General features: G+C 56.8%; 18 protein-coding genes. 1 reads left to right on the plus strand and 17 read right to left on the minus strand.

The annotated features are described in order from the left end of the window. On the plus strand, positions 1–264 hold a 264-nt coding region (locus PHD76_12460), incomplete at its 5' end, for a hypothetical protein (protein ID MDD5262649.1). 314 nt (positions 265–578) lie between these two features. On the opposite strand, the gene PHD76_12465 is transcribed toward PHD76_12460, so the two are convergent. The 17 genes from PHD76_12465 to PHD76_12545 form a co-directional block, all read right to left on the minus strand. Next, the gene (locus PHD76_12465; protein ID MDD5262650.1) at positions 579–1,970 is read right to left on the minus strand and encodes an alkaline phosphatase family protein; all 1,392 of its coding nucleotides are present in this window, start codon (positions 1,968–1,970) and stop codon (positions 579–581) included. A gap of 5 nt (positions 1,971–1,975) precedes the next feature. Then, positions 1,976–3,163: a 3-dehydroquinate synthase gene (locus PHD76_12470; protein MDD5262651.1), complete on the minus strand. Its 1,188-nt coding sequence runs from the start codon at positions 3,161–3,163 to the stop codon at positions 1,976–1,978. Between the two features lie 192 nt (positions 3,164–3,355). Then, a complete protein-coding gene (locus PHD76_12475) occupies positions 3,356–4,219 on the minus strand; it encodes a UbiA family prenyltransferase (protein ID MDD5262652.1) in 864 nt (287 codons plus the stop codon). Between the two features lie 12 nt (positions 4,220–4,231). After that, the gene (gene eboE, locus PHD76_12480; GenBank protein MDD5262653.1) at positions 4,232–5,425 is read right to left on the minus strand and encodes a metabolite traffic protein EboE; all 1,194 of its coding nucleotides are present in this window, start codon (positions 5,423–5,425) and stop codon (positions 4,232–4,234) included. A gap of 246 nt (positions 5,426–5,671) precedes the next feature. Next, on the minus strand, positions 5,672–6,475 hold the full coding sequence (locus tag PHD76_12485; GenBank protein ID MDD5262654.1) for a TatD family hydrolase: 804 nt from the start codon (positions 6,473–6,475) through the stop codon (positions 5,672–5,674). A 21-nt stretch (positions 6,476–6,496) separates the two neighbouring features. Continuing rightward, positions 6,497–6,766, minus strand: a complete 270-nt coding sequence (locus PHD76_12490) for a hypothetical protein (protein ID MDD5262655.1) — start codon at positions 6,764–6,766, stop codon at positions 6,497–6,499. Positions 6,767–6,793: 27 nt separating this feature from the next. Further along, on the minus strand, positions 6,794–8,002 hold the full coding sequence (locus PHD76_12495; GenBank protein ID MDD5262656.1) for a hypothetical protein: 1,209 nt from the start codon (positions 8,000–8,002) through the stop codon (positions 6,794–6,796). After that, on the minus strand, positions 7,999–8,820 hold the full coding sequence (locus tag PHD76_12500) for a YdjY domain-containing protein (protein ID MDD5262657.1): 822 nt from the start codon (positions 8,818–8,820) through the stop codon (positions 7,999–8,001). Before PHD76_12500 ends, PHD76_12495 begins: the two co-directional genes overlap by 4 nt. Before the next feature lie 151 nt (positions 8,821–8,971). Next, a complete protein-coding gene (locus PHD76_12505) occupies positions 8,972–10,780 on the minus strand; it encodes an NPCBM/NEW2 domain-containing protein (GenBank protein MDD5262658.1) in 1,809 nt (602 codons plus the stop codon). 3 nt (positions 10,781–10,783) lie between these two features. Next, complete coding sequence (locus PHD76_12510) at positions 10,784–12,514, minus strand: hypothetical protein (GenBank protein MDD5262659.1); 1,731 nt, start codon at positions 12,512–12,514, stop codon at positions 10,784–10,786. 92 nt (positions 12,515–12,606) lie between these two features. Continuing rightward, a complete protein-coding gene (locus tag PHD76_12515) occupies positions 12,607–13,719 on the minus strand; it encodes a terpene cyclase/mutase family protein (protein MDD5262660.1) in 1,113 nt (370 codons plus the stop codon). Further along, positions 13,716–15,956 (minus strand): hypothetical protein, encoded by a 2,241-nt coding sequence (locus tag PHD76_12520; GenBank protein ID MDD5262661.1) that lies wholly within the window; start codon positions 15,954–15,956, stop codon positions 13,716–13,718. The genes PHD76_12515 and PHD76_12520 overlap by 4 nt, the downstream gene beginning before the upstream one ends. A 107-nt stretch (positions 15,957–16,063) precedes the next feature. Then, entirely contained in the window at positions 16,064–17,866 is a 1,803-nt protein-coding gene (locus PHD76_12525) for a hypothetical protein (GenBank protein MDD5262662.1), read from the minus strand. 21 nt (positions 17,867–17,887) lie between these two features. Further along, the gene (locus PHD76_12530) at positions 17,888–20,377 is read right to left on the minus strand and encodes a hypothetical protein (protein MDD5262663.1); all 2,490 of its coding nucleotides are present in this window, start codon (positions 20,375–20,377) and stop codon (positions 17,888–17,890) included. A 10-nt stretch (positions 20,378–20,387) separates the two neighbouring features. Continuing rightward, the gene (locus tag PHD76_12535) at positions 20,388–22,574 is read right to left on the minus strand and encodes a BatA domain-containing protein (GenBank protein MDD5262664.1); all 2,187 of its coding nucleotides are present in this window, start codon (positions 22,572–22,574) and stop codon (positions 20,388–20,390) included. Between the two features lie 37 nt (positions 22,575–22,611). Next, positions 22,612–23,517: a DUF58 domain-containing protein gene (locus PHD76_12540; protein ID MDD5262665.1), complete on the minus strand. Its 906-nt coding sequence runs from the start codon at positions 23,515–23,517 to the stop codon at positions 22,612–22,614. A gap of 9 nt (positions 23,518–23,526) precedes the next feature. Continuing rightward, the gene (locus PHD76_12545; GenBank protein MDD5262666.1) at positions 23,527–24,600 is read right to left on the minus strand and encodes a MoxR family ATPase; all 1,074 of its coding nucleotides are present in this window, start codon (positions 24,598–24,600) and stop codon (positions 23,527–23,529) included. Positions 24,601–24,932 lie beyond the last annotated feature (332 nt).

Raw genomic sequence — 24,932 nt, forward strand, 5'->3', positions numbered from 1 at the left:
GGCGCACAGGGCTTTGATCGCCATCCCGCCCTGACCTTCACGCAGGATCCCCACCACTTGTTCTTCGCTGAATTTGCTCTTCTTCATTTGTTCTGTCCCTTCTACAGGATCAGAACTACATTTTCAATGCGTCCCGTTTCAGGGGGTCAGGCCAAATTTGGCATCTTCATATGGGGGATCGTCAAGCTCCTCAAGGTGCCGAAGACAAACGGACAAGGCGATGGACCGCAACAAGAGCGTAGGGGGTCAGGAGTCATTTTTTGACAAACCCTGGTAAACACATTTTTCTCTCACGGAGCCACAAAGATCACAGAGAAAGATATTATTACATCGAAAATCCGCCTGTCTCCTTATGTTTCCCCTGTCTTCCTTGGCGGGCTTTGTTCGCACACCGGACGAATCCGCCCTCTGGCGGACGCGAAATCTTCGTTTTCCCAATCCTGCTCATCCTGTCAATCCTGTCAAAAAGGTCATCCTCCGCGTGTCCGCGTGAGAACATGTGTTCGCATTTACGAGTTTGAGATGGAGTAAGATCAAGAGTTTTATCCAGGCCTACTTGCTCACGACGGATGTCGGAGTCAGCGCCCGGCGAATCCAAGGCAATAGCGCAACAGTTCACCGTGGACTTCTTCCGCGGTGAGAGTGTTGGCAGCGTTCGGCGTAGAGTGCTGTTGATCCAGCAACAGCACGGGCCAGGCGCTTTCGTCCTGGGGGCGCCGCCCGTGCGAACCCCGCACCAGCGCTGCGTCGAGCGGGATCACATTCAACAGGCTTCGGAATCCGAGCTTCTTCCTGAGCAAATGGCCGGCGACGCGCAATTGAGGACAGCACAGGGCGGGATCGAGAAACAACTCGGCGGGATCATAGCCGGCCTTGCGATGAATATCGACGGTGCGCGCAAAGTCGGGCGCGAGCGCATCGTCCATCCAATAATAATACGTAAACCAACTGCGCGGTTTGGCCACGGCGATGAGGTCGCCGCTGCGGCGATGGCGGATGCCCCATTCCGTTTGCGCATCAGGGCCTAACACCAAGTCAACCCCGGGCTCGGCCTCGAGGACTTCACGCACTTTGGATTCCAGGGACTTGTCATTGAGATAAACATGCGCTACCTGATGATCCGCCACGGCAAACACCCGGCTGGCGCCGCAGTCGAGCATCTCGAGCCCGAGTTCATCCTTGATGGCAAGCCAGCCCTGGCGGCGAAACAGCCGGTTGAGATGCGCCGGTTGATCGACTTCCGTGATCCCGTATTCGGACACAACAGCCACCCGCACCGAGCGCGCCTGGAAATAATCGATGAGGCTGCCGGCAAGATCATCGATGAGTTTCAAATCCTCGTGGATCTTCGGATCATTCGGGCCGAGACGCTGCAGGTTGTAGTCAAGATGCGGCAAATAGACCAGATTGAGCGCGGGATGGAACTGTTCTTCCATCCAGCGCGCCGCATCCGCGATCCAGCGCGAGGAACCGATCCCCGCCATGGGACCCCAGAATTGGGGAAATGGAAATTCGCCCAGATCGGCCTTGATTTTCGAACGCAGGGAAAGTGGCCCTGTGTAAATGTCGAAAATTTTCCGGCCATCGGCGGGATAAAGCGGCCGCGGGGTGATTGAGTAATCGACGTCGGCATGCATGTTGAACCACCAGAAAAGCTGGGCGCAGGTGAAAGCCGGGTCCTGCGCGCGCAACTTGTCCCACAACTTCGGCCCTGCCACGAGGGAATTGGATTGTTTCCAAAAATGAATTTCCGCCAGGTCACGGTCATACCAGCCGTTGCCCACGATTCCATGCTGCGCGGGCGGGACGCCCGTGAGGTATGTGGACTGGGCCGTACAAGTCACTGCCGGAAAAGAAGGGCGGATTGCCGCGGCGCGGCCCTTGCGGGCAAAGGCCGAGAGTCGGGGTGTGGCGGGCCCGAGCAGGGAGCGGGTCAGGCCCGCTATGTTGAGAATGACCGTGCGCCGCATGATGTTTAAATCGCCGGTGGCCGGCCGGAGCGCTGCTCCAATTCAAGGATGCATTCCCGCAACAAGGCGGCGTCCATTTCATGGACCTCAACGCCGCGCCCGATTTTCTCAAGCAGGGTCACGGTCAATCCCCCGCCCAGATGCTCGCGGAATTCCTCCAGTCCGTCGAACAAGGCCCAGTTTCCTCCGGGACCGGTTTTCTTCACGAGAGGATGAAAGAGGGAAAAGCCGAGCTTTTGTACGAGTGACAACACGCGCTCCGTCGATTCGCCTGAAAGCATTTGTTTTTTATGGCTGTAGAGCGTGTCGAGCGCCAGGCCCAGGCCAACCGCCGCACTGTGCGAAAGGGTGAAGTCCGACATCTCCTCCAGTTTATGCGCCGCCCAATGGCCGAAATCAAGCGGACGGGCGGAACCGAATTCAAAGGGATCGCCCGATTCGGCAATGTGCGCAACATGAAGTTCCGCGCAGCGTTGAATGACCCGTTCCATCGCCGTCGTTTCCGAGGCGGCCAGGCGCTCCGCCAACTGCTCGATCTCCCCGAAAAACGCGGCGTCGCGAACGAGCGCGACCTTGACTCCTTCGATCCATCCGGCCCGTTTTTCAACCGGAGGAAGCTGAAGCAGAAAATCGCTGTCGTTGATGACCGCAAAAGGCGGCGCAAAAGTCCCGATATAATTCTTTTTATTGAAAGCGTTGATTCCGTTTTTCACGCCGACACCGCCGTCGGCCTGGCTCAAGGTCGTGGTGGGCATCCGGAGATGCCGTACTCCGCGATGGACCGTAGCCGCGGCAAAGCCAACCAGATCGAGCAAGGCGCCGCCGCCGATGCCGATAATATACGAGTGGCGGCAAATTCCGTTTCGCTCGATTTCGCGATACAACAGGTCCACAAGCCCCCGGTCATTCTTTGCGGCTTCGCCTCCGGCCACTATCAGCGGAGGGCAAACGAGCCGGGCGGGAAACGTTTCCTGCGAAAAGTAGGCGGTGACATCGGCGGTCAAATGGGGATAAGCCCGCGCCACGCCCTGGTCGATTGCGACAAACGCTTTTGCCGGGTGATCCGTGGTTGTGGGAGCGACGAGCCGTTGCAGGAGTTGATTGGCCCTGGAAAAGGCGGAGCGCGTAAAGTAGATGCGATGCGCAAACTGGACTGTGATTGCGCGCTCAATGGAGGTTGCCTTGGCTTGCATGCAGGGATCAACCTTAGCCTGCTTATTTCAGCCGTCATGGAAAATTTTCCCTTGATTTTATACTTGCGGGCAGGAAAGAAAGCTCCAGAGGCAAGCAGGCTATTAACCCGGATGTCGCCGCGCCCCAGTTCCTGACATACTTTGGAGCAGGACACTTTGCAGGAGATTTCAGAAGTGTGCGAAACATCCGGGTTAGGTTGCCGGGATGATTCGTTGCAAGAGGAGAGCGAAAATAAAAAGGATTAAAAACCATGCGGCCTGAAATCCCAGGACCGGCGCCACGGCGATGCAATCCGCCAGGACGATGGCGGCCAGCAGCCCGGAAACCACCCTGCCAATGGATGGCTTGGTTCCGCGCCAAAACGGCGCCAACAGCCAGCCCATCCAAAGCAGGAACAACAATGAAAACAAGGCCGATCCGATCCGGCTTTGGTTTGCGCCGCCGAAAGTCACAAGCCAAACGGGCAGGAGCAAAAAAATCAGGGACCAGCGGGTTTGAGGCTTGGGAGCGCTTTCGCCACGCGCAAAGTATGTGATGCCTGCCACATATAAACCGAGCGCCAATCCGGCGGGGAGCAAGCTGTGAATTTCGGCCGATCTGAACGTCCCTCCCGCCGCGGAGGCGGCCAAAAAATACAGCAGCAACCTGCAGGCGCCCATGATGAACGGGGCGCAGCCGATCTTCTTGTGGATGACGTTGTAAAGAGCAATGCAAACCAGCAACTGAAACGACACCACAAGGGTTCGCCATCCCAGCGTGGCCAGCAAAAGGGTTCCCAAGAGCAATCCGGCACTTGCAATCCATCCCACAGTGCTCCGGGAAACCAACCCGGCGGGAATGGGGCGTTCGGGCCGGTAACGGGAATCAAATCCGGCATCGCAAAAATCATTCAGGAACATCCCGCCGGTGTAAAGAAAACCGCCTCCGATCAGGACGGCGGCGAGCACGGGGGCGTCAAATCTTCCGCCAACCAGGCACCATCCGGCCAGGAGATTGGACCAAACCGTGGGGAGGTTCGATACACGTCCGAGGATCAACAAGGTTTTAATCCGCATAGCCGATGGCCTTTAAAGCCTTGTAACGCCGCGCCGGGCGAATTGATCAAGGCACCAGCCGTATTCCCTGACAAGTTGTTCAACAACAGATTGGGCGCGCAATTCCTCCGGCAGGACTTCCCATGTATAGGTCTCAATTTCGAAGTGGGAACAAAGCGCCGGCTCGCGGGCGAGAATATCCAGCAGGCCCAGGAGATGAAGCGCGGTGGTCCGGCCATGCGCGAGGAACTCCGCGTAGAGGGGCACATGGAAATGGATGCGCCATTCAAGATCGCCGGGCGGTTGTTCGAGGGCCGGGCTCAAATCCTTGTAACGCCGGAGTGATCCGTCCGGAGTCCGGGCGATGACCTGGTGCAAATAGATGCCGTCGGCAAACTGCCGGAGCCACTCGCGCGCGGCTTTGTCAGGCTCGATTTGCAACGCCGAGCTCAGGTGGATTTTCCCGATTCGGATCCCCTCCTCACGCAGCGCCGCAATCACCCCGGCGGGTTCTTCATATTCGACCGCCAGATGGCAGGCATCGTAATTGACGCCGAGGAAGGCGCGAAGCCGGGGGTCTCCCGGGCGGTCCGCCTCCATTTCCCGGAATAAGCGGACGATTTCGGCGCTTGTTTCCCACAAGCCGAGAGGCTCCGGTTCCAACGCCAGGCTCAAACGGCGGCCATGCCGCAGGGAACAGCGTTCAATATGATCGATGCATTTCCAGAGGTTTTGCCGGATCTGCGCCTCATATTCCGCGCCAACCACAAACTCCTTGAATGAGCCTGGCAACGTGCTGACACTTCCTTCAACGCCTTCCGGAAGCAGATGCGCGAGCAAATCGAAAAGCCGGTTGGTGTAAGCCAGCCGGTCGGGGTGGGTCCAGTCGGGGCGATACACCTGTTCCTTGACCTTGCCGCCGTGAAAGCGCCCGTAGGGAAATCCGTTGATTGTAAAAACATAGCAATGATGTTGCTGCAGCCATCTCCGGAAGGAGTCCAAGGCTTGCGGCTCGCTCAATTGCCGCGATGCAAGGTCGCTCAAACGCAAACCGATGGCGTAGGGCCGGTCCGGGCTGATTCGCTCACGTACCGCGAGCGCATGGGTTTGCAGCGAAGCCAGTGTCTGCGCCCAGTCGTCGCCCCGGTGGATATTGGTGCAGTAGGCCAGGTGCCAGTTGTTTTTGAGCTGCATTCCGTTCGAACTTACACCTCGGTTAGCCTGCATATTTCATGCTCATTTCAATGGTCAACCTGTTAGCACCTGGACGTAACGGCGGAAAGACACGTACAGAGCATATGCAGGCTATTGCAAAACCGCCTCAAAATACGGCAGTTCCAATTCTAAAATCAAAACAAAATACCAATTCATGCGGTTTTGCTTGTAACCCGGATGTTTCTGCACCCCAGTTCCTGCTATACTTTGGAGCAGGACGCTTTGCTGAGGTTTTTAGCAGCGTGTGAAACATCCGGGTTAGTCCAGGCGGAATTTTGGATTTTGGCTGAGGAACTGCAGGGGGTTTTGATAAATCAGCCTGTCGATGGTGTTTTCGCCATGGCCGCGCCGCTTCATCTCAATGGCAGTTTTCGGAACGGCCAGCGGATCGCTGTTCCCCCAGTCGCAGGCGCTGTTGAGCCAGACGCGCTGTGTTCCGTAGATTTCCACCATATCAATGGCGCGGGCGGGGGTACACTTGGACTGCGGGTAGAGGGTGATTCCGGCCCAGAATCCGGCCTCCAGTACCAGCTCGACCGTGTGTTCCTCGACGTGATCGATGATGACACGGCCGGGATTGACACCCGGATGCCGTTTGAGGATATCGATGGTTAGGCGTGTGCCCTTCCACTTGTCCTCAAGGTGCGGCGTGTGGATGAGTATCATCTGGCCATGCTGCACGGCGAGTTCGACGTGCTTTTCAAAAATCGCGACTTCGTTGCGGCTGTTTTTGTTCAGGCCGATTTCACCGATGCCCAGGACATTGGGCCGGTCGAGAAATGAGGGAATCAACGCAAGGACTTCCTCCGCCAGGGCGAGATTTTCCGCTTCCTTGGGATTGAGGCAAAGCCAGGAATAATGGGGCAGGCCGAACTGCGCGGCGCGGCGCGGTTCATATTCCGTCAACTGGCAGAAATAATCATAAAAACCCCGGGCCGAACTGCGGTCGAAGCCCGCCCAGAAAGCCGGTTCGCAAACAGCTCGGCACCCTGCCGTGACCATGGCCGCATAGTCATCGGTGACACGGCTGACCATGTGGGCGTGAGGTTCGATATAACGCATATCCGGCAAAGTCCGTGGAGGTCAGCCCTTGAAACCGGGCCAGGCGCCGGCGGCGGATTTTGAGCCCGCGTCCGGAACGGGATCGGTGGTGGGATCGCTCAGCAGCATAAGCGCTTTTTTGGTTTTGTCCGGGCCTGGGGATGCGAGTTCCCGCAATGCGGCGCGAAGGGATTTCAAGCGAAAATCCTCGGGCGCGCCGCTTCGTTGGGCGCGATCCAGAAAGGCCGCCAAGTCTATCAACCTGGAGCGCGCTTCCAAAAAATAAAGGTCGGTGATTTTGGGGTCTTTCATCGGGATGCCCGCCGGGCGGAAGCGGCGTCAGACACCTGGGTGGATTATTTCCAGCGCAAGCACGGCATAGGCCGTGACCAGCACGGGGTCCTTTTCCCACCAGCGCCCGTTGGAATTGACCCAGTATCCTTCATTTTGCTGGAGGTTGATCAGTTTCAGCGCCATGTCCCGGCGCCAGTCCGCCTGCTTTCCGCCGGCCAGCGGAAGTTTCTCCGCGCCGTAGATGGAAAGGGCTTTCGCCATCATGTGATAGTAGTAATAAAGGCCCTGGGCGCCCATGGCGGGATTTTCCTCCATCGTGTAGTTGTGGAGCGTCCAGTCGTACACCGCCGTCACCCGCGGATCATCCTTCTTTAAATCGGCAAAGATGTAACTCATAAGGCCCGCATAACTCATGCTGCCGTAGGAACGGAGCCCTTTTTTCCCGTTGGGCAGTGTGGTCTCGCCTGCCTTGCTTTCCATCGGGTCGTAAACAAACCCGCCGACGTTTTGCGGATCGCCGCTGGCCCAGGGTTGCTTGTTGTATTTGGGGAGGTTCTGGCAGCGTTGCAAAAATTCCACCGCAGCCGCCCAGTTCAAATCCTTGGCCGCCCCCGAATTCGAACTGTCGCGCAGGAATTGGGTCTGATGCAAGGCCTCAAGGGCAAACGCCGTGTTCGACATGTCGGAGTGCGGGCCGTCGTCGCCATATCCAACGCCGCCCTCATACGGGCTGTTCTGGCCGTTTACCTTGGGGTAATGCCCCTGCTGTCCGATGATGAAATTGCGGGCGTTTTGCAGGACGGAGGCATAGCGCGCGGGGCCTGCGGCAACCAGAGCCAGCATGGCGACCGAGGTGTTATAATTCGCAAGTTCCTTGACATAAATGCCCCCATCCGGCTTTACGCAACCGAGCAGGTACGCATACCCTTTCTGAACAGACTGTGACTGCCGCTCGTTCATGACGGCCGCCGGTTCCCTGGCAAAGGCGGTCAAAACCAGGGCGGTAAGGGCGGGATAATCCGGGCTGGACCAAAAACCCCCGGGGCTTTGTTTGCTCTGCAGAAAAGCCAGCCCTTTTCCAATGGCATGTTCGATCTCAAGTTGCAAAGATCGGTCTTTTGCCTTTGGAGCAGTTAAGAGTGTTAGTTTTTCTCCGGGCTTGGATTCCGCCCGGGCGGACAGGACCGAGGAAAGGCCTGTCCCCAGGGAACAGGCGCCCAGAAATGCAAGGCGAAGAAAGGAGGATCGTTTCATGGTTTGGATGTGGGAAGTGTAATGCTGATTACTACGGGCGTATTGAGGGGTGGGGCTGCGTCTTTTAGTACTTGCCAGATTTGGTCGTCATTGTATCCCTGCCGCGGATTGTTGACAAGTGCGATTGGGTCTGTAACGACCGCAACGATGGACAGTTCCTGGTCAGCCAGAAAAACCCCATTCTCATCAATAAGCGATCCATTGTAAGTCCAGAGGCCGCGGGACATGGGGTGATTGGTTTTGAGGTCCAAAATCCAGTCCTCAACCGGGACTTCCCTGCGCTTGCCCTCCTGCGTCCAGGCAACAGACAGCAGGACGGGCGCGCCCTTTAATTTCGGGGCTGATTGCAGGTACTGGGAATCGATGGCCGAAGGAGGCGCCGTTTCATTTGGATTGTCCTTCGTGTCCTGTTTGAGGCCTATCAGCAAGAGGGCCATGTGAATATCATGAGGCTGCACCTTGGTCGCGAGCAGGCTTTCATGCGTCTTTCCCTTCTCGCCGACGAGGACATATTCAATCAAACCATCGCGCTGATTTAATGTGCCCGGAAATAAAATCCGGTGTTTCTTTTTTTGCAGGAGGATGCCTTTAAATTCGAGTTCGTCCGGGCCGACTTCCCGCACGAGTTGGGTGGGCGGCGGAGTTTTTTGAGGTACGGCCTGCGGGCTGGTGGTTTGTGCCAATAGAATCAGCCTGCTTATCTCACACGGATCATAAAAATTTTCCCTCTGGCCTTTACACACATTGGCGGAAAAAAAAGCTCCGAGAATAAGCAGGCTGTTGCAAAACCGCTTCAAAATAAGGAATTTCCGTTTCAAAAAAGATTCCCATTTTAGACGGCTTTGCTGATAACCCGGATGCGTACGCGGTTTATTTCGGCCCTGTTTTTTGGCATGACACCATACAGAAGTTTTCAGAAGCATGTGAGGCGTCCGGGTTAGTGAAATGATGGGATTTTGAATCATACAACTATTCCCGGATGGCGACGGGGTCGATCAACAGAAGCCTGGTATCCGGCGGAAAAGAACTCAGCACCAGGCTGATCGTCCGGCTCCCGGTTATGCTGACCTCGACAAATTGGGGCTGGTCGCCCGCCTTGATGGAGGAAGTCCGGTTGATATCTCTGCCATCCGCCAGCACCCGGATGCTCGCCTGCGCATTCGGCGGCGCATTGGAGGAAAAAGCCACCCGCATTGCCAACGCGCGGAATTTACCGGGCAGTGGAAAGTTAAGGATTGTTCCGGGTGCAGCAGCCATGATTTGCTCCTGATTATCCCCCTCCCAACACTGCACAGGCTGGGATGGATCCGGTATGGGATTCGCGGCCGTCGCAGGATTGGCCGCAGACGCCGCTTTTGCAGGAATCGCAGGTTTCGGGGCGGCGGGTTGCGTCGGCACTGTCCAGGGCAGATCGATGAGGTTTTGCACTTTTGCCGGTCCGGCTCGAAATTGTGCGATCTCATCCGCGGCAATATTCACATCGATGCCGGAGACTTCCTTGATGGTGATGATCTTGTCCTTGCCCTCCTCAAGGCCTTTGGCGCGGATAATGGACCCGTCTTTGAGCCGGATTTCATAATCGGATGACGTCAACTGCAGGGGATGAAGCACGAAAGCCCGTATGATACTATCCCCAGTGTTGTATTCGATGGGACCCAGAACTAGTGAATTCACCCGAACTCCGCCTCCGTCCAAACTCACGAGGTCCGATACCATGAAGTCCTCGTTTTTCATGATAAGTCCGGGTTGCGACATCACCGCCGCAATCTGGCGCCGTGTTACAGGAACCCAAATGGCCGCGCAAACTTGATCTGCGGTCATGGAGACAGGCTTGTCCTTGCGATTAAACTCCCCCTTGCTGGCGTCAAGGCCGTTGAAACGGCCTGCCAAAAACGTGCCGCTCCGCAACAAAACCCCGGGGAGCACGACTTCGGGCTGGGCAGGCGGCGGTGTGAAAAGAATCTGATCCACCACGGCCTTGCCGGTGACTTTTTTCGATTTGCCGGGACCGGTAACAACCAAGCCGGCCAGGGTGTTGAGAAATATTTTCTTGTTGTCCTGCAGGGTTTGAATTTTCTCAATAAAATCCCAAGTCTTGCCGTCATTGGATGTCTCGATCAACAGTGGATATCCCGCGATGGGATATCCTCCAAAGCGGGTCAATCGAATCCAGCCGGGGACCGACATCACGAACCGCCCGTCGTAGGAGCCCAAGCCTGAACCGGGTTTGCCGCGGATGTCGCGAAATCCATGATCCCCTTCGGCGCTAAATGAGCAGGCAGGCGAGTCGGGATCGAAACTTCCCCGCAGCATCAGTCCGATACAATTTACCTCATCGGAGCGCTCCTTGATATGCGCCGTCCATTGTCCGCCGTCTTCCGCCCAGGGTTGTCCGATAAAGTAGCAATTATCACTGGCACCCGCTATATCGGCGCCGTTTCCATTGATCGTCAACGTCCCGTCAGCATAGGTGAAGGAACCCGGCGCCTCGGCATGCCCGATGTCCTGTCCCTGCCAGTTCGAGGGCAGCCTGGCCGGATTCTCCCGGGATGAAAAATAGTCCAGATGAAAATCCGCATCATCGAAATTGGCCTGCAAAACCTCGTCGAATTTTGTCCGCTGGGAGGAAGAACCGCCCTCCGCCTGGATTAAATCCCCCTTGACGGAAATTTTTCCGCTCGTCTCGAAACTGTCGGTCAAGGAAATCAGGCTCCCCCCTCTTAACAAAACAGTGGAGAATCCGATACAAATTCCACAAAGGATGGTGTGTCGTATCATGGATTATTCCCGGATGGCGACGGGGTCGATGAACATCAGTTTTGCATCCGGGGAAAAAGAACTCAACACCAGGCTGACCGTCCGGCTCCCCGGAATGCTGACTTCAACAAATTGAGGCTGATCACCAGGCCTGAAAGCAGAAGTGCGGTTGATCTCCTTCCCGTCCGCCAATATCCGAATGCTTGCCTGCGCATTCAGCACAGCATCGGGCAACAAAGCCACCCGCATGGCCACCGCGCGGAATTTTCCAGGCAAGGCAAAGTTGAGCGTCAACCCGGACGCAACCGCCATGATTTGCTCTTGATTATTGCCTTCCCAACACTCCACAGGATGAGATTGATCCGACACAGCAGGCGCCGACTTCGAGACTGCAGCTTGCGCAGACATCGAAGCGGTCCAGGGCAAATCGATAAGATTTTGCACTTTTGCCGGACCCGCGCGGAATTGCGCGATCTCATCTTCCGTGATGCTCACATCAATGCCGGAGACCTCTTTGAGGATGATGGTTTTGCCTTTGCCTTCTTCAACGCCGTTGGCGCGGATGATGGATCCGTCTTTAAGACGGATTTCATAATTGGAGGGTTGTAACTTCAAGGGATGCAGCACGCAGGCCCGCATCAAATTGCTGTTGTATGTGACCGCACCCAGAATCTGCGAATTTATCCGGGCGCCGCCTCCGTCCAAACTCACCAGATCCGACACAAAGGAATCCCCATTCTTCATGATAAGACAGGGTTGCGACGCCACCGCCGCAATCTGGCTCCGCAGCACAGGCGCCCATGTTGCGGCGCAAACTTGATCTGTGGTCATGGGAACCCGCTTGCCGTTGCGGTTAAACTCCCCCTTGCTAATGTCGAGGCCGTTGAAGCGGCCCGCCAAAAACGTGCCGCTCCGCAACAAAACCCCGGGAAGCACGACTTCCGGCTGTGCGGGTGGGGGCGTAAAAAGGATCTGATCCAACACGGCTTTGCCGGCAGACTTGTCAGTGAAGCTGTTGAAAAAAATGCCTGCCTGCGTGCCTGAAAAATCTTTTATGTAGTCTTGCTGGATCAAGTCCCAGATTTGGCCGTCACTGGAAATCTCGATATCCATCATTTTTCCGTTGAAACGGGTCAACCGGATCCAGATTGGGACCTGGCCCGGCAGGGCGCGCCGTTCCGGACCCTTGCCCGCAGTGCTCCGGTAATATTTCATTGAGGCATCCGCTTTGGCGGCAAAACCAAACATCAGTACCTGCCCGGGATCAAAACTTTCCCGCAATAGGATTCCGGCCTCGGCTGCGGGCGTTTGTTTGTCGATCTCCGCCACATGCACGGCCCATTGCCCGTCGCCCGCCCATGTCCGCGCGAGAAAATGAAATCTATCGCCCTGATCACGCTTCGCCTTTCCACCGCTCCCGCTGATCGTCAGAATTCCATCCGCATAGGAAAAGGAACCCGGAATATTGAGGGCACCGACATCCTGTCCCCGCCAGTCGGACGGCAACCGGGCCGGGCTCGCCTTAGATGAAAAATAGTCCACATGAAAATCCGCATCGCTGAAATTACCCGTCAAAACTTCGTCCAATTTTATCCGCTCGGTGGATGAACTGTTTTCCGCCTGGATTAAATTCCCCTTGATGGAAAGTTTTCCGTTCGTCTCGAAACTGTCGGTAAAAGAAGTCAGGCTTCCGGCCCTGAGCATGACGGCGGAGAATCCGATAAAAATTCCACAGACAATGGAGGCTGTTTTCATGAGTGATGTGCAAAAACGGTACAATAAAATACAATGGATTAAAGCCTGGCGCAAATAACCCCCGGGTTCCGGGAAATTATTCGGGCAGGCCCTTAACGTTGGTATAGGGGAAGATACCCATAAGGCAACGATAGTATCGTGGTGAATACCGCAGTGCACCAGTTGGACCCCACGTCCTTGGCATTGCTGTCCAAGCTGATGTCCCAATGGCTTTGGTCACCCGCGGTGACGGCATGCTTGACCAGATACTGCCGGCCGAATGTTTCGTAGTAGGTTTTCCACGTCTCGCCGCCGATGAGGTAATTCGCGACGCCGGCGTAATAACTTCCGTAGGTCAGCCATTCCTGACCCCATCCGGGCTGGTTGGATTTCATGATGATGGTCATGACATATTTGGAACCTTGGGCAATGACGGGATCATCATACAAGCCGGTGAGCTGGAGGCCGTAAATGGCCGCCGCTGTGCGCGCAAAATTCGGGCCCCCTTTACCGGCCTGATAGGCAAAGCCCTCGTCTTTGACCTGGCAACTTTTAATATACGCAACCGCCCTGTCGATTGTGGCCTGCGGCACGGCAATCCCGGCGCGTTTGGCCGCGCACAAGGCCACGGTTTGGGGCACTGTAACTGAAATATCGGCATCTTTCGAGCCGGGTTGGTAACGCCAGCCACCCTCCGCATTCTGGCCGTGGACAATCAGGTGCACCACATGATCAAGCTTTGTGCGGATTGCGGGATCTTGCGTTTCCCCGTAAAGCTCCGCCAACACCATGGTTGCCAAACCGTGGCTGTACATGTAATGGGACCGGTCAACTTCGCGAAACGTGCCATCGCTCTGGGCCGCATCGAGCAAAAATTGCATTCCACTTTTCACTTGCTTGGCATAGGTGCCGGCGTTCGGCAGGTTCCCGTTGGCCATGAAAGCCATCATGACATAGGAAGTCATGGCGACCGGCCACTGATTTTTCGGGTTCTCCTTTCCGCCGCTCCAGGATCCATCGGGCAATTGCTGCGCGGCGAGATATTTCAACGCGCCACTAATGACCGCTTCCGTGACGGGATCGACCTTTACCGCATCACCGGAAGCCGCGCCCTGTGCGGCAAGCGGCGCACAGTCACCGGATAGGATTAGAATCAAACCTGCGGTCAATAAAAATGCCGCAGGGTGTTGAGGGGTTGGCGGTGTCACGAAACGCAGGCGCCTCATTGCAAGGATGCCGTGGACTGGTCGGCCAGATTTTTCATGTACTGGTCGATCAAAGGCGCATATTCCTGGGGGCGCTTTTCCGTCTGGGATTGTTCAATCGCAACGCGGTCCCGGGATGTCACGGTCAGGAACTTGCCACTGCCAACAGGCGCGCCATGCATTTCACCTTTATCCAAACTTCCACCGGTTACCATTTTGGCGCCATCCAGGCTGGGATGATCCTGTCCCGGAGGGACACGGGTCTTGCCCGGCATCATGCCCGGTGTTTGTGACGGGGGAGAATTTGATGCCATTGCAGAATTGGGCATACCGGCCATCGCCATCGCCAGCGAGGCCTGGGCCTGCGCAAGTGCCTGTTGAGCGGCTTGCGCCTGGGCAGCAGCTCCTGCGGCATCGCCTTTGGCAGCATCTTGCTGGCCCTTTGCAATATCCGACTGGGCGGCCTGCACATCGGCGGCGGCATCAGCAGGCAACCCCGGCGTGTTGGCCGCAGTTTTTGCATCCTGCCCCGCTTCGGCCAAATCCTTGCCGGCTTGATCCGCATTGGGCGGCTGTGAGCCTGGAGCATCTCCGGGGTCGGCAGCGGCAAGAGCATCGGCCACATCACTCTGGGCATTCTGGAGCGCATCTGCGGCAGCGGCCAAAGCGGCGGGATCCGCCTCCGCCTGTTTGGCGTCAGCGATATCCTGGCCAATTTCCTGGCTGGCCTGGGCAAGCGCATCCTGGGCCGCTTTCTGGTCCGCCTGCACATCGGCTGCCTGGGACGGGTCGGACATCGCATCCTGGGCCTGATCCATTGCTTTGGCGGCATTTGCCAGATCCTGGGACGCCGGCAGGGAAAGCGACTGCGCAGCCTGTTCCAAGGCGGCGACCTGATCTTCAAGTTTCTTTTGATTGTCCTTGGCTTGATCCATGGCTTTGGAACCAGCTTGGGCATTCAGCGCCTTGTCAGTCTGATTGCTGATCTGCTTCTGATCCTGCTGCGCCTTATCGATTTGTTTTTTAACATCCTCAAGCTTGGCCAGCGTGTCCTTTCCCGATTCGTCGGCCGCCTTCTGCGCGTCAGCCAACTGTTGTTCTAGTTGCTTCTGCGCCTCTTCAAGTTTGGCGATGGCCTGTTGCTGGGCCTTGGCCGAGTTGGGGAACTCCGCCAGTTTGGCGAGATAGCCCCGGCTGCTTTGCATCGGATTGATCGATTCCTTGACGAGACCGGAGGCCTTTACACTCAAAGTTTGCAGGTCCTGCTGCACCGTGTTTGCCGCATCCGCCAAAGCGCCTTGTTTGACATTCAGGCCCTCAACCATGTTCTTGTTGCTGGCGGCGGTATTGGTGCGGTCAAGCAGGTTGTTCTGATCTTCAATCAACTTTGCGAGGTCGGCCGTGGCCGCTGCAAGCGCATCCACAATGTTGGCAGGCGCGTTAAGGTCCTGGACAATGCGATGCAATTCGTCCCGGGCAATTTTCTGGTCGTTGAGCGCCTTGAGCAACTGGCCCCCTTTCAGGCTCTCATTGGCCTTGCTTAATGCCTGTTGCAATTTCCCTTCCTTGAAATCCTTCAGCGCCTTTTGCAGGGGCTTGGCATCATCGCCCGTGCTGGATTGCGCCACTTTTTCCAATTGGCCTCCGGCAAGGGCCACTTCATTGGCAATGGCGTCCTGGTCGGTTTGGAGGATTTGTTGGGTCGTCTGCTCCACGCTCGACAACTCGGCGTAGTTTCTTCCGGCGGTTTTGCGGGCCACATCGGAGGCGGTCAGCATGGCCTCAGTCTGGCGGTCTCTGAGTTCCTTGAAACGCAAGGGCAATTCATAGGCAGCCTGGCGCTGTTGATATTCCTTTAAAATCTGTTGGAACTGCATGAGGATGCCTTTTTGGCTGGCATAGGCATTAAACGCCTGGGCCAGACCGGCCCCGGTGTTGGAGGCTTCCCCGGCTTTTTGGAGAGATGTGATTACCCGTTCCATTTCCGGGCCCGAAAGATTGGAAAGCGCCGACTTGGTGGACTGTAAAACCTTGGCGTCGTCGCCTGAAATTCCATTGGCTGCCAGTTCATCAATCAGGGACTGGATCTGGGTGGCAACGGCCGCGGTATGCGCACGGACGTCCTGCTGATCGGCCTTGTTTTGCAAAATCTGGTCCTTGGAAGCATTCTGGGCCACGACCGGAACGATCAACCCGAGAAAAACAAGGCATTGGCACGCCGTCTTGATGTTGGAATGTGTGGAGAAGAGATGTTTCATAAGCGGTTGAATCCGTTAAGAGTTCCGTTAAATTGTTAATCTCCTTAACAACCCTAAACTACACTGGAAAGCTCTCATTTGTCAATGACTTAGCCTGAATGCAATTTTTATCTCTTTGAGTCTTTTGATTCGGGCTTTTCTTGAATGATGCCCTGCAAATCCTTGTTGATCTTCGTTTGGTCCCCCGAAATGATGTCAACTTCGCTCAAGCCGCTCAGCATGCGATCCATGACCTCAGCCCTCTTTTCCATCTCGCTGACCACTTTGATGATGTGATGTTCGCTCTCGGCTTTACCCGGCCCCGTTACATTGTTGGCGTCCTCGGCCGCCATCCAATATTCCAGGTTGGTGCCTTCCTTGACCGAGGGCCCCAGCGAGGCCAGATTCCAGTCCTGATACCGCTTTGAAAGGCTTTGGGGATGGCCCTGGCCCAGATCCATCTCGATTTTCTTGATCTCCCCACCCCCTGCCGCGGGGGTGTCTCCGTTGTCCAGATCCTGTCCTTGCATAATGCGATAACAGAGATAAATCCTTGCCAATCCGTAGTCGTCCTCCGCAAGAAACCCGATCGCCGGCTTTGCCTTGAGCGTGCATAATTCCTGGAGCCGTTCGGGTTGTGTGATTTGAACGGTGGGCGGGCGGTCCGGGATCAGATCGATCCGGTACTGCGTTTCATCCCCCGAGGTGATGTCCGCCTCATTGGTGAGCTGGATGGAAAATCCTGTCAGACCGGTGGCGGGAATATTGATCTCACCCGCCAGGTCCATGCCCTCGGATCCGCTGATCGTGAGTGGACGTTCCTGGCCCGTTCCAATCAACCTCAAAGTCGCCTTCTTGATTTTACTGTTGGCCAGCGCATGGATTTGCAGGCGGCTGCCCGGCAGCAGGGCCAGATTTCCCACGTTGCGCTTGACGGTGCCAAGCCCCGTATAGGCCGGGTAAACCTGCTCGCATTCGATGGATTTGACATTCGGCCGCGGAATGGTTTTGACTTGATAGGGTTCGCTGGTCCCGTCATTGAGCTGGATGGTATAGGTCAGAGGCTCCTCCACCCGCTCGATCTTGATGCTGAAATGATCCGGGTGCTCCCGCTTGGGGTCCAGCGTGATTTCCTGGACCCGCCCGGTATCGTAACGCAACGTGATCCTGCCGTGTGAGGGAACGATCCCGCGCGCCATTGCCTCAAGCGTGACGCTATCGCCGGCGGGAATGATCTTATTCCCGCTCAGGCAAATGACTTCGGTCTTGCGAGGAACCTTGGCTGACAAAAGAAAAACGCGCTTCAAGAGGGCCTCCGACCCGGGCCGGACCGCCACAAACAAGGCCCCCCAGGCAAGCGCCACAATCAAAAGCACTCCGGCACGGCGCAGCAACACGCGGGTGTCGATGATTTCGTCAAAGTTGAGGTGCCTCGTCTGGATTTGCGTCTCTTTCTGCAGGGCGTCGATCAAGTCCGCGGAACCGGACGTGTAGCGCGGCTGGGCAAATTGTACCGTGGCAATCAACCGTCCGCGAAACGCAGGCCAGTGTTTTTCCACAAGAAGCGCGCATGCGGTCTGGCCAAGAGGACGCAGAATATGGGGCAGGAGGCGTTCATGGACAAAAAATCCGAGCAGGGCAAGATCGCCGCACAAGATCAAGGCGCGCACCGCAACATGCAAATCGAACAGCCAATCCAGGAGCATTTGTCCGGCCAGGAGCAGCAGCGCCACGGCGCAATACAGCGCCAGTCTTTCGGCGACACGTACGAGGAGGAATCTCTGCCTCAGGCCCGCCAGCTTCTGTGTCAGCCATCCCGGCAGGGGTTGGCCGGGAATGGCCGGGGGAGCGTAGCGGGGCACGACGACCGTTGGCCGCGGTGCAATCTTCGGGGCCTTTTTCTTTTTTTTGGGTAAAGTGAGCACGGGCATGGGCGTAATTTCAGTTGCAGATCATTTCAACCGCCACAATTTGCGCAAAATCCATTCAGCGGTGAGGACAAGGATCATCAAGGCATAATACAGCGAAACAAAGCTCAATTCAACTTCCTGCGGTGATGGAATCCGTTCCGCGCTGCCATCCAGGCTGTTCGGCCGGTTTCCCTCGTCTTTCACGTCCGCCGCCGGGGCCGCCGCTGGTTCAAGCATCTTGTACAAATCCTCCTCGCGATACAGGGCGCCTCCGCTGCTTTCCGCCATTTTTTTCAGCAGAGGCAGGTTCATCGCGGTTTCCCCAAATTCAAACTTCGGCTCGCTGACACGGAAATCGAGTACACTGCCGGGATCATTCTGCGTGGAAAAGGCATAGACTCCCGGGGTGGTCACCACCAATTCTCCCTGATAAAAGCCCGGTTTCCCCGGCACCGCCTGCAGGGAAAGCTCCTTCCTGAGGTCTCCGGTTGCGCCGGGCTGCTCCGGCTTGATCGTCACGATTCCCGGAACCGACGCATCCAGCACCGGCTGGGACCCGTTGCGGTACAGCTTCCCGGAGATAACAACCCGGTCGCCGCTGACATAGTTTTTCCCGTCGGTGGATAATTGGGTCAGCTTGGAGGCGCCCAGAAGCCGCGGCAAGCCCAGCCGCAAAATGCCTTGCCCCCAAAAACGCGTGAAGTATTTTTCTCCGACATTATACCGCCAGCGCCAGGTTTCATCCGTGCCGACGTACAAGGCCTGGCCCGCTCCATAACTTTGCAGTGCCACCACCGGCATCGCCCCGGAACGGGTCACTTTTTCCGGCGACGGATCGGTCAGCAACACTTCGGCCGCCGGCTTCGCCCGCTCAACCCTTGCCGTCCAATAAACACCGGGAAGCTTTTTCCAGACAGCCAGATTTTCCTCATCCTTGTCCACCAGCCGCATCATGGTGGAACTCTGCCCCGCGGGCGTCAGGACGAGGGAGATCGTCCTTCCGGGGGCGCCGCCGGAAGATCCCGAAGATGCACCCTCAAGCTGAACAGGGAACAGGCTTTCAAGAGGCGTGTGGCGGTAGGAACCCGGCATGTATTTTTTTCCGGCGACAAAAATGATCCCGCCGCCGAAGCCCGACACCAGTTCGTTCATGCTTTGCATTTGGGCGTCATTGAAAATATGCGCATCCACATCGCCCAGAATGATGACGTCGTACTTCATCCAATCCTCCCTGTTCCTGGGGATATCGGAAAGATAGGGGGAATTTTGTTCCGTGCTGAGGGCCGGATCGCCGTCGCGGAGGATGAATTTTGCCTGCACACGCCGGTCCCGGACCAGCAACGCCTGCAAATAACGGAACTCCCAGCGCGGTTTGTCCTCGATATAGAGCACCTGGATTTTTCCGTCGATCACCCGCACGCGCTGGGACACTTTGTTGTTGTCACGCACCGCTTCGTCCGGCAGCGGCTCGATCGACGCTTCCAACTCGAAATTGCCGCTCTTCTGGGGAAGAAACTTCATCTGGATGTTCATCTCCCCATCCGCTCCAAAGGTGATGTCCTTGCTGTCCACAACCTCGTTCCCCAGCTTCAGCACCAACTTGGCCGTGCGCCCGTTCATCGCCTGGGAACGGACCAGGACGGAGACCGGGGCTTCTTCCCTGGCGAAGGTGACGGCCGGGGCAAAAATCCGGGATACAATGATGTCGTGCGGCAGGGTAATTCCGACGGCATATATATACAGCGGCACCTTGTCCTGCTGGGCCAGGGCCGCCGCATCCACAGGCTGGCTTCCATAGTTGTTGCCTCCGTCCGTGATTAAAAAAATTCCCGCCAAAGGCTGCCCGCGCTTGAGGTCCAGCAGGCTGCGCACGGCGTCCCCGATGGCCGTGTAGGGCTTGTCAAAGGAAATGGTGTCCAGAAAAGAACCATCGGCCGGTTTCTTTTCCCCCGCGGCGCTTGTCTTGCCGCTTGAAATGGGCTGAAGAGTTTGTCCGAACGCAAAGGGCACAAGATCATAGTTTTTGCCAAGCTGGGCCAGCAAGCCCAGCCGTTCGTTGGCCAGCATGGCCTTGAGCACGTCGGAGCGCGACAGTTGCTTGAACGGCGACGTATCACCCGGCAGCGCCTGGGCGAGGCCCTTTTTGGGATCCAGCAGCCCTTTGGCTATCGCGGCGCGTTTGAGGTCCCCATCCTCCTGGCGCAGGTCCTTGATCTGCATGCTCGCGCTGCCGTCAACGAGAACCAGCAACGAACGGCGGATGGTGCCCTCCACCGTAAGCAACAGCACGGGCCGCATCAATAACAGCAAAATCAGGCAAAGCAGAATCGAGCGCAATACAATCAGGGTCCACTTTTTCAGCGGCGAAAGCGCCGGCGTGGTGCGAAGATATATCAGGACCGTGGCTCCAACAACAATCAGCCCCACGATGAAGGCCATTCCTGGGCTGATGCCATGAAAGGCAATGGTGCTGTCGGTCACACGCACCGAGTCCGGCATGTGGATCCCAAAAAAGTTAAGCAGGTTTTTCATCGGCTTCAGGTCACCTCGATTGGCTAAAGCGTTGTGCCAGGAATGTTTCAAGCGCGGCCAAAACCAGCGCCAGAATCAGCAGCGGAAACCACAATTCCCGGCCAATCCGCGCGGCGGAAAGTTTTGCTTTAAAAGAAGTCTCCGGGCCCCATTTCACCACCTCGGCCGCGCTCCCAAGCACCTTCAACTGCTCGGGCGACAAAGGCGTCAGGTTGGATTCGGCGGGGTCGGCCTGCGCCGCAAAGTAAAGCGTGGTACCAGGAGCGCGTCCAATGGTGACACAGTAGGCGCCCGCCTTGTCGGCCCCGTCATATTGTACGGTGGGGCTTCCGTTCACCAAGGCAACCTTGCCCACGATGCGCGGGAGGCTCTGGATCCCCGGCACCCTCACACTCACGTCCTTGTTCAGCAGGTCGTTGCTCACGGCGTACGAGAATTTTTGCCCCACTGCGATGTTCAAGCCTTCCTCCTGCCGTTCAACCAGAGAACCCAGCATCCGGTTCATGAGGGGAACAAATGCCGGGTGGATGGGCAAATCATTCCAAACAAGTGTCGCGCTGCCCGAGAATAAAACAACCCGCCCCAATCCCCATGTGTGTTCCACGACGGCCGGATCGCCACCCTCAAAATGAAGAACCACGCGCGGCTGCCCATCCGGCGGATTTGCATCCCCCTTGGCCGGCGCTTTCCAAGGCGCGGGCGTGAGCGGGTAATAAGCGTAAAAATGGGACGAAACCAGCGTGCCCGCCATCGGGTCGTTCCAAAGCGCGCTGATGGGATGATCGTAGTCCTTCGATTGCAGGATGAACGGCTTGTCATGCTGGTTCGGGTCTCCTTTCGTAATACCGAGCCGGGCCGGCAAAAAGTTTCCCCGCCCCAATTGTCCGTTGTAAAAATCGAGGTCGCAATGGGGTCCCGGAAGGATTGCCAGGCCTCCACCCTGCCGGACGTAGTCCATAAACGTCTGAACCTGCGTAAGCGCCAGCGAATCGACCCCCAGAAGAAAGACGGCGTCGTAGTCATCCAATGAGATTCCGCTCAGTTGCGAGGCGGTGATGCTGGTTGTTTTGATGTAATAGCTGTCCACCTCGGCGGGCGCCACCGGCACAAGCGCATTCCTGACAAAAAAGTCGTCGGATTGCGAACGCACCGAGGATGCCGATCCCTGGATGAGCAAGACTTTCACCTTGTGGACGGCATGCAACGCCAAAGTGCGATGATCGTCCGCGGGCAGGCGGTCCGGAGGAATTTTGGCTGTTATCGTATGATAGCCGTCTGAACGGATTTTTGCAAAAAGCGACACGCTGCGGGATGACCGCGCAGCGATGCGGTCGATGATCTTTTCATCGATGGAAGGCTCATCATCCACCTGCAGGCTGACCCGGACGTCCCGCACTTCGCTTTGGCTTCCATTGCTGATCTCGACGCTGCAACGCAGGGGCTGGTTGACAGGCGCCAGGCCGTTGTCCAGTCGCAATCCCGTGACGCCCAGATTGCTCTCGCTCTGGTCTCCCACCAGAATGATATGCACCGCGATCTGCTTCTGGATCTCGGACATTTGTTTGCTCAGTTGATCAAGCTGCCCCCAGCCGTTGGCCTGCCCATCCGTAATGAGATAAATCTCCCTGGACCCGCCCCCGCCGTGCTTTTGCAGGGTATCCACCGCGAGTTGCAACGCCACGGACAGGTCCGTCGCCCGGTCCGTCAACTTGGCGTCGCGGACCGTTTTGCGCAGCAGGTTGAAATCATAAGTGGGCTCGGGAATCGCAGGCTGGACGTTGTTTGACGCAAAAAACAGGGCCGAGGAAGAGCCTTGCGGGAATGCCTGGATGATTTGTTCCGCCGCAGCCTGCGCCTGTTCCAACCGGGTCTGGATCCCGTTGGTCAGCCCCATGCTGTAGGAGTTGTCCAAGATCATCACCGCGGTGGCCACATGGGTGCCCGATTGGTGCCTGCCCGATTCCCAATTTGGCCGGGAAAGCGCCAGAATCAGCAAAGCCACGAGCAGGCAGCGCAGCAAAAGCAGAATGAGATCCTCGATTTGCAGGCGGCGCTGGTTTTTTTCAATGCTCTCCAGCAAAAAACGCATCGCCGCCCACGGCATCTCGCGCACCTGCATCTTGTTCAGCAGATGGATGGCGATGGGAATGCCGATCGCAGCCAGTCCGAAAAGGGCGCCAAAGTTGAGGAACGTCATGGGGGTTGAATCTGCTGTTTCTTGCCGGGCAATTTTCCTAACGCGACGTCACCTTGTGACGGAAAGCCAGGTACTCGCTCAGGATTTCAGCCAGCGTTTTTTCGGTGTTCACAAGGACATAATGACAGCCCGCATGGTCGCAAATGGAACGGATGCGCTCGCGGTATTCATTGAAGGTTTTGAGGTAGCTCTTGCGCAAATCGGCGGGCGCAATTTTCAGCCGGGCGCCCCCCTCCAGCCCGATAAATTCCACCATGCCTTGAAATGGAAATTCCAGCTCGCAGGCGTCGAGCACATGGAAAACAATGACTTCGCTTCCGCCGAAACGCAGGCGCTGGATTCCCGCTTCAATCGAAGCCTCATCATCGAAAAAATCGCTGATAAGAATGATGATGCCGCGGGACCGTATCATCTGCGCCAGGTCATTCAGGCTGTTGCCCAGATGCGTCGTTTCCCGGGTCTCAAAAGCGGCCAACTGGTCCATGATCAGGAGAAGTTTCCCCACATTGTCGGTTCGCTGCGCCGTTTCCCGGATTCTCTCGTCAAAAAGCTGCAACGAGACGGAGTCCCCCTGAAGCACCACCAGATAGGCCAGGCACGCGGCCAGGGCCTTGGCATATTGAAATTTGGAGAGCTTGCCCGACCCGTAATTCATGGACGCGCTGCCGTCCAACGCAATGCTGGCGACAAAATTCGTGTCCTGTTCGTATTGCTTGATGTAATAACGGTCGGTTTTCCCAAGCACCTTCCAGTCCAGGTGGCGCAAATCATCGCCGACCGTGTATTCACGGTGCTGGGCAAACTCGATGGCAAATCCGCGAAACGGAGAACGGTGCTCCCCCACACGGTATCCCTCGACCACTGTGCGGGCCATGATCCCAAGTGCCTCACCCCGGGCGAGCGCGTCGGGATCCAGCAATTCGTGACGGGCAGACTTTTCCATGCCGGCCGCTTAAGCAAGAGGTTCGTTCTGGGGAATTTCTTCGAGCAGCATGTCCACGATTTTATCCGTGGTAATTTCCTCGCCCTGGGCCGCAAAATTCAACGCCATGCGATGCCGCAGAATGGAATGGGCGACAGCCGCGACGTTGTGGCAACCGACATACACCTGCCCATGAATCAAGGCATGCGCCTTGGCCGCCATGATCAACGCCAGGCTCGCGCGCGGGCCGGCCCCGAAACTCAACCACTTTTTGCAAAACGGCAGCGCTTCCTCCGTCTTGCATCGCGTGGCCCGCACAATCCGTTTGGCGTACATATACACATGGTCGGGAACCGGAATCGTCTTGACCGTCTCCTGGATGAAAAGCACCTGCTCGGCGTTCAAAACCGGTTGGGGCTTTTCCCCCACCATGCCCGTGCCCATCTTCATGATCATGAATTCTTCGTCGTCACTCGGATAATCCACATAGATCAGGAAGAGGAAACGGTCCAATTGCGCTTCCGGCAGGGGATACGTGCCTTCCTGTTCCAGCGGGTTTTGCGTGGCCAGCACAAAAAATGGTTCGGGAAGCTTGCGCGTGTTGCCGCCGACCGTCACCCGCCGCTCCTGCATCGCCTCGAGCATCGCGGCCTGCGTCTTGGGCGGCGTACGATTGATTTCGTCCGCAAGCACAATGTTGGAAAACAACGGCCCGGGAAGGAACTTGAACTGCTTCTCGCCCGAGGTCGGGTCCTGGTAAATAACCTCGGTGCCCGTGATGTCACTGGGCATCAGGTCCGGCGTAAACTGGATGCGCCGGAAACTCATGTGCAGGGTTTGCGCAAGCGTGGAAATCAAGAGCGTCTTCGCCAGCCCGGGCACACCCACCAACAACGCATGGCTCCGGGTGAAGATGGCAATCAGGATTTCCTCAACCACCTGGGACTGCCCGACAATCACTTTGGAAAGCTCGGTCTGGATGCTGGCATGGGCGTTCCTGCAAAATTCCACCGCCTGGATGTCGCTCTGCGCCTGTTCGGGGGCGGGCGGGGTTTGTTCCAGGACTTCGGTGGATGGGACGGCAGATTCGGTCTCGGCGCTCATAAATAGGAATTGTGGGTTTTGGGGTTTTGGCTGCAGTTAAAGCCGTTTATATTCGTGTCGGCTTTGCCAAAATGCAACTTAAAATGTCTGGTGTGGATTTGGCCGGGGGATTCAGTTACAGTGACGGTAATGGGACTGCCTGATCGACAATTGACAATCGACGATTGGTTATCGGCTATCGGCTATCGGCTATCGGCAATAGTCCGTAGGCAATTGGCCAACCGGGAATGAAGATACAGAAAAAAATAATGAGCCTAGTAAATCCACCAAAGCCAAACCGACCGCGCCAAGGCAAACTCCAAATCACCACGGTGCTTGATGGCCGATATCAG

The sequence above is a fragment of the Candidatus Methylacidiphilales bacterium genome (assembly GCA_028713655.1).
In the GTDB taxonomy this organism is placed as follows: domain Bacteria; phylum Verrucomicrobiota; class Verrucomicrobiia; order Methylacidiphilales; family JAAUTS01; genus JAQTNW01.

What these genes read in the sequence shown, in the direction of transcription:
- PHD76_12525 (MDD5262662.1), bottom strand. Translation starts at nt 17,866, where the DNA reads ATGCCCGTGCTCACTTTACCCAAAAAAAAGAAAAAGGCCCCGAAGATT.
- PHD76_12485 (MDD5262654.1), bottom strand. Translation starts at nt 6,475, where the DNA reads ATGCGTTATATCGAACCTCACGCCCACATGGTCAGCCGTGTCACCGAT.
- PHD76_12495 (MDD5262656.1), bottom strand. Translation starts at nt 8,002, where the DNA reads ATGAAACGATCCTCCTTTCTTCGCCTTGCATTTCTGGGCGCCTGTTCC.
- PHD76_12490 (MDD5262655.1), bottom strand. Translation starts at nt 6,766, where the DNA reads ATGAAAGACCCCAAAATCACCGACCTTTATTTTTTGGAAGCGCGCTCC.
- PHD76_12515 (MDD5262660.1), bottom strand. Translation starts at nt 13,719, where the DNA reads ATGAGGCGCCTGCGTTTCGTGACACCGCCAACCCCTCAACACCCTGCG.
- PHD76_12465 (MDD5262650.1), bottom strand. Translation starts at nt 1,970, where the DNA reads ATGCGGCGCACGGTCATTCTCAACATAGCGGGCCTGACCCGCTCCCTG.
- PHD76_12530 (MDD5262663.1), bottom strand. Translation starts at nt 20,377, where the DNA reads ATGAAAAACCTGCTTAACTTTTTTGGGATCCACATGCCGGACTCGGTG.
- PHD76_12470 (MDD5262651.1), bottom strand. Translation starts at nt 3,163, where the DNA reads ATGCAAGCCAAGGCAACCTCCATTGAGCGCGCAATCACAGTCCAGTTT.
- PHD76_12545 (MDD5262666.1), bottom strand. Translation starts at nt 24,600, where the DNA reads ATGAGCGCCGAGACCGAATCTGCCGTCCCATCCACCGAAGTCCTGGAA.
- PHD76_12510 (MDD5262659.1), bottom strand. Translation starts at nt 12,514, where the DNA reads ATGAAAACAGCCTCCATTGTCTGTGGAATTTTTATCGGATTCTCCGCC.
- PHD76_12475 (MDD5262652.1), bottom strand. Translation starts at nt 4,219, where the DNA reads ATGCGGATTAAAACCTTGTTGATCCTCGGACGTGTATCGAACCTCCCC.
- PHD76_12540 (MDD5262665.1), bottom strand. Translation starts at nt 23,517, where the DNA reads ATGGAAAAGTCTGCCCGTCACGAATTGCTGGATCCCGACGCGCTCGCC.
- PHD76_12535 (MDD5262664.1), bottom strand. Translation starts at nt 22,574, where the DNA reads ATGACGTTCCTCAACTTTGGCGCCCTTTTCGGACTGGCTGCGATCGGC.
- PHD76_12520 (MDD5262661.1), bottom strand. Translation starts at nt 15,956, where the DNA reads ATGAAACATCTCTTCTCCACACATTCCAACATCAAGACGGCGTGCCAA.
- PHD76_12505 (MDD5262658.1), bottom strand. Translation starts at nt 10,780, where the DNA reads ATGATACGACACACCATCCTTTGTGGAATTTGTATCGGATTCTCCACT.
- eboE (MDD5262653.1), bottom strand. Translation starts at nt 5,425, where the DNA reads ATGCAGGCTAACCGAGGTGTAAGTTCGAACGGAATGCAGCTCAAAAAC.